At 44.8% G+C, this 3,090-nt stretch carries 3 protein-coding genes; all 3 read right to left on the bottom strand.

Going from position 1 to position 3,090, the window contains the following annotated elements; all coding sequences use genetic code 11:
• The coding region (locus B4K20_RS14685) for a chemotaxis protein CheW (protein WP_289283477.1) at nt 1-584 on the bottom strand (584 nt) is incomplete at its 3' end.
• Nucleotides 585-668: 84 nt separating this feature from the next.
• Nucleotides 669-1,997: an FAD-dependent oxidoreductase gene (locus tag B4K20_RS14680; protein WP_289283476.1), complete on the bottom strand. Its 1,329-nt coding sequence runs from the start codon at nt 1,995-1,997 to the stop codon at nt 669-671.
• A gap of 96 nt (nt 1,998-2,093) precedes the next feature.
• Nucleotides 2,094-3,090, bottom strand: a 997-nt coding sequence (locus B4K20_RS14675; RefSeq protein ID WP_289283475.1) for a hypothetical protein, incomplete at its 5' end; no start/stop codon positions are given.

The following is a 3,090-nucleotide window of genomic DNA, read 5'->3' as shown; positions in this document are numbered from 1 at the left end:
GCAAATAATGTACTCATGCGCTGGATGGTGGCACCACGTTCGCGGCGCAATAATTCCATTGCATCCTGACTGTTGCCACTATTGCTCAGAGTAAGCAAACGTTCTGCCATTTCATAGAGTGTCTGCTGAGTCACATCAAACAAAGACAATAACTCCATCAAAGTGTCATCTCTGGTTTGAAACTGCTTCCGCCATTGGCTGAATTGGTTTTTTTTCAAGTCTGTAGAGTATGTGAATTCACTGCTATTTTTGACGGCCATTTCCAGCGCATTGACCCACTCATTGAGCTCCTGCTCATGCAGCTTCAATTCGGCGATGATTTTGGCCTTACTATCGATAGCAGAGTTAACACCCACCCGGTGGGCAAAATCCAATACCGGCACCACAATACCCTGATATTTAATCACCCCTTTCAGACCACGTTCTTCCACCGGGACCTTTTGGACGGAGTCGACATCCTGTCCCAGCATCAGCACATAATCGACATTGAGACCAAACATCATGTCTTCGATAAAGAAGGTGAAAACCTGTGTCTTCTCTGATGCCTTACCGGCATTAGCCGCCTGAGCAGAATGCAGTGTCATATGCTGTCTCCATCGAAAAACTAGTATGCTTATATGAAGCTATATCGGCTGCTTATTCGAAGACTGAAACAAATTTTAGTCTTATCAGTGCAGGTCAGCTCTTAAACGGGTTTCGTCTATCTGTGCTCCAAGTCGCCCACACACAAATCGTAAATCCAGCTCGGCGTTTTCCAGACAACTGGTCGCGCCAGGTGAAGGAGTCATATTAAAGACGATACCTGTACCCGGGTTGATTTTCGCTTCGCCCAGCATCAATTGAGATGATTTTTTATCAATTAACTGAGGACGAACACCGCCAAAACCTTTGGCAAAGGTGACATCTTTTAATTGCAGAGATGGCACGATTTTTCGTGCATCTTTCATAAACAACCAGCGGCGTAGCAGTGGTACTTCAAACAGGAAGTTTTTCAAGATGTAATTACGAATGTCTTTGACCTTAAACAAATCCCAGAAGACTTTCATCACCCGTGAATCCAGCTTTAATACACGCAAGAACTCAAAAAAGGTTTTGCTGTTGTAGCGTTCCAGCATGGGTAATAACAATGCAGTGGGTCCAAAGCGAGTCTTACCCTCAATCAATACATCTGGATCACCATGCACTGCGGCAAAAGGCAATTTGTCGTTTTGTACGGTGTAAACCTTGCCATTGAGTAAGGGCGGTGTGAAATAGAAACTACCGGCAACCGGTAAACATGAGAATTCCAGACCATATCCCATTTGCTGGGCTAATAGCAGGCTGTGTCCACCAGCAGAAACGACGACCGTTTTTGCTTTGATAACCGCGTTCTGAGTAACAATAGAAAATACGCCATCTTTTTCGATGATGTCTTCGACGTGACTGTTCAGAAATAGCTTGAGATCTTTATCTGTTCGCTTTTGTGCCTGATCGACAAAGCTTTCAGCCAAACGCTGGTAATCCACTGCTGAGTATTCATCTAACACAGCCAATGCCACACAAGGTTCTTCACGCATCTTGCCATCGACCATCACCACATTGGGTTCGATCTCAGCGATTTGCTCTTTTTCCAGCAGCTGCATTGAAGTGAAAACGGTGCGGAAACGTTCGAAACGCTCACGTAACATGGCGCACTCTTTTTCACCCACGCCCAATACCATTTTGGGGTATTTAAAAATGATTTCATCACGTTCTGCCAGCTCATCAGCATAGTTGACAATCATCTGAGCTGCGGCTTTGACCTTAGCGGCTTTCTCAAGGGTGTAATTCGTTTCAATATCACCGCAGTGAAGCGTCTGACTATTATTTCTGCCGTTAGAGTTCACTTTGGCAACATGGTCGTATTTTTCAACCAGAGCGATATGTTGTATATCGGTGTATTCAGTGAGCAAATACATCAGTGCTGTACCGCATACGCCACCACCGATAATGGCTACATCATGGACTTGTTCTGTCATTTTTTATCCCAGCAAAAACTGCCGGCGATTTTAACAGAATCAGCGTTTCACCGCAGTCAAAAAATAGCGATGAAACGCGGCGATGAAACCTACTGACTAATCCTCATCTTTTTTCTTATTCATTTGCGAAAAAGACGGTATCGAAGACAATATTGACTGCAATCGATCCTGCTGTTGAGTATCAACATCTTCGTCGTCCTCGCCTTCTTCATTATCAGAAGCATTTTCAAGATCTTTGATTTCTTTAAACATCTGATCCAAGTCATCATCAGTAGGCAATGGTTCTTCAGTCAGATCCTGCCACATATCCGATACAGCAGATTTCGGATCAACCAGATTCACAGGTTCCCCGATATCAAGTTCATCCTCACTGAAATACTGCTCTACATCGGAAGTCGCTTGCTCTGCCGCATCAACAAGAGGTGAATCTGCTTGCTCATCTGATGCTGGATACATGGCCGAAATTCGCGTTGAATTATCGTCAAGCTGACGTTCATCAATAATGTTAACGTCATAGTTCAAATCGTTCTCAGTCACAGAACTTGATGTTGTTTGCTCTATCGTTGGCTCGATATCAGTGAGTTCATCCTCAACAGTTTGTGCAACCTCATCCAGATCAAACTCTTCCTCAACAACAGGCTCAGACACGTCGGCATTATCAGATAAAGATAAATTTGGCTCAGAATCATCTTTTGAATCCTCGCTGACAGACAGGGAGTCAGCATCATCTATTGAATCAGTCTCTTCAATGTCTACTGTCTCTGTCTCAGGCGTCTGTTCATAAGCCGGTTCTGAACTCGCCATATCAACTGTGCTTTCTGGTTCAGGTTCCACCGCTGGTTGTTGGCTACGTGCTTTCGCCTCTGCACGAAGTTGTGCGGTTCTGGCGCGTACTTTTTCACGCAGCTCATCCAGCTCTGAACGCATTTCTGCAATTTCTTCAGACGGTACTGAACTCTCTTTCTCACTTGAAAGGCTTTCTTCAGCCACTTCAGGTTCAGCATCAACTTCTTCAGTTTCGTCGTCAGCCGTCATCAGTAAGCGTAAACGTTCTGCTTCTGTCTGGAATGCTGGCTCTGGCTCTGGCTCTGGC

Source organism: Methylophaga sp. UBA5088, from assembly GCF_002414625.1.
GTDB lineage: Bacteria > Pseudomonadota > Gammaproteobacteria > Nitrosococcales > Methylophagaceae > Methylophaga > Methylophaga marina.
Note: the sequence above shows the minus strand (reverse complement) of the source record. Positions and strands in the feature narration are given on the sequence as shown.

Coding starts and splice junctions, on each gene's coding strand:
- B4K20_RS14680 (WP_289283476.1), bottom strand. CDS start 1,997: ATGACAGAACAAGTCCATGATGTAGCCATTATCGGTGGTGGCGTATGC.